The 2010-nt window shown below is 37.0% G+C and carries 3 protein-coding genes; all 3 read left to right on the top strand.

All coding sequences use genetic code 11. From position 1 onward, the window contains the following. Nucleotides 1–636: hypothetical protein (locus UIB65_RS00080; RefSeq protein ID WP_330039136.1), on the top strand; the 636-nt coding region annotated here is incomplete at its 5' end. A 1-nt stretch (nucleotide 637) separates the two neighbouring features. Then, on the top strand, nucleotides 638–1699 hold the full coding sequence (locus tag UIB65_RS00075) for a hypothetical protein (RefSeq protein ID WP_330039135.1): 1062 nt from the start codon (nucleotides 638–640) through the stop codon (nucleotides 1697–1699). Between the two features lie 23 nt (nucleotides 1700–1722). Then, the gene (locus tag UIB65_RS00070; RefSeq protein WP_330039134.1) at nucleotides 1723–2007 is read left to right on the top strand and encodes a transcriptional regulator; all 285 of its coding nucleotides are present in this window, start codon (nucleotides 1723–1725) and stop codon (nucleotides 2005–2007) included. Nucleotides 2008–2010: the final 3 nt, after the last annotated feature.

The raw sequence follows: 2010 nt of genomic DNA, 5'->3' as shown, positions 1-2010 counted from the left end.
TGCACTCCATTTGAAAGCTTTAATGACTATGCCTGGAATTATAATACTGGAGCTTATGACATTGTAAAATACCCTTCAGGCATTTCACATACATTTGACGTAACTGAAGTAGATTACTCAGAAGTATATGACCTGACCAAAGATGTAACTTCATCTTCAGCACTAATGGCAATACCAAAAGTATATTCAAACGGTATTGATGGCACTAATGGAATTCACATTAATGTAGCATTATATCAAAAAAAGGACAGCAATCAAGGATGGGGAGACTGCATAGCTTTAGTCAATTCAAAATCATTAAGCCATTACAGGGACACAAAGATTTTGGAATTGGGAGCATATCCCGGTAAAAAGGGATTGAAATATTCAAACACAGACCACATAGTACGTGATGTTAATGTTTCATCAGGACAGTTAACATTGGATTCACAACAGTACTATTTCGATTTGTATTTTGATAACGGATATGTTAAAGCAACAATAAGGCATGGAAGTACAGTTGATTTCACATATGAAGGAGACATAAGCGATAAAATAACATTCGATACTTTTTATCCTGCGATAATGATTTATGATGCTGGAGGACACATCCAATATGAAAGCATAAGTGTTGAACCATGGACAAAGGAGGAATAAAATGGCTGAAACAGAATGGATAAGTTTAGGAAGAGTGGTAGGAGATACCGGAGAAAAAGGAGACACTGGAGTTGGAACAACAATAAAAGGAAGCTACAGTTCACTTGAAGAATTGATAGCTGAACATCCGACCGGTAATGTTAATGATGCATACATTGTTGACGGTAACTTTTATTTCTGGAATGGTAATCAGTGGGAAAATGCAGGAAGTTTAAAAGGAGAAACTGGAGCAACCGGACCGGTAGGACCTAAAGGTGATACAGGTGATAAAGGAGATACTGGTGAGAAAGGTAGTAAAGGAGACAAAGGTGAGACTGGAGCAACTGGAGAAAAAGGAGAACAAGGACCTAAAGGAGATACTGGAGACACAGGACCTGCTGGAGATACTGGACCGGCCGGGGCAACTGGTGACACTGGAGCTACTGGTATTGCTACTACTATTAAAGGTTCGTATAATACTTACCAGGAACTAATAGCTGCACATCCAACAGGCAATGATGGAGACAGCTATTTAGTGAACGGCTCCCTTTATGTTTGGCTTGATAATGCTTGGGATAATGTAGGAAATATAAAAGGAGAAAAAGGTGACACAGGAGCAACTGGAAATAAAGGAGATACTGGTGATACCGGTTCACAAGGAGTTAAAGGTGATACTGGAAATACTGGTGCTAAGGGGGATACTGGAGATACAGGACCTAAAGGTGATACGGGTGTTGGTAGTGATGAGGAAGCTGGATGGAAATTACCGGTAGATGAAATAAGAACAACTAATACATTACCAACAGGCGTTAGTGCAGGTTATCGTGTAGCTATTGTCACAAGCTCAATTATAGCCATTAAAGAGTATAATGGAAGTTCCTGGGATACAGAATCACTTGATCCATATTCAGTAATACCATTAAAACATTCTGGAGGAATACAAATGTATTTAGCAAAATCAACAGGTCCAGTATACATGGGCGTAGATTATGGAGTCTTTGGTAAATTCCGCTTTATGACACAGGCAGCATATGATGCACTAAGTAGCTATGATGAAGATACAATTTATTTTGTAAGAAGTTAATATATTATTAGTGGAGTGTTAATATGGAATTATCCGATGAAATGCTAGCAGAGATTAGCTATGTAAATATTTCAACATACAGAACAAAAGTAATGAAAGCTTTAGAGAATGAAGTTAAAATACCTAGTATTATAGCTAAAGATTCAGGAATTAGAACAAATCATATTTCAAAAGTCCTAGCAGAGCTAAAAGCACATGAGTTAGTTGAATGTATTAATCCTGAAGTTAGAAAAGGAAGATTATATCGCCATACTGAGAAAGGAAGTCAGATAGTTAAAAATTTAGATAAATTTATATTAACTATTTAATTG

Origin of the sequence: Methanobrevibacter sp., from assembly GCF_036307625.1 — an archaeon.
In the GTDB taxonomy this organism is placed as follows: Archaea; Methanobacteriota; Methanobacteria; order Methanobacteriales; family Methanobacteriaceae; genus Methanocatella.
Note: the sequence above shows the minus strand (reverse complement) of the source record. Positions and strands in the feature narration are given on the sequence as shown.

Coding starts and splice junctions, on each gene's coding strand:
- UIB65_RS00075 (WP_330039135.1), top strand. CDS start 638: ATGGCTGAAACAGAATGGATAAGTTTAGGAAGAGTGGTAGGAGATACC.
- UIB65_RS00070 (WP_330039134.1), top strand. CDS start 1,723: ATGGAATTATCCGATGAAATGCTAGCAGAGATTAGCTATGTAAATATT.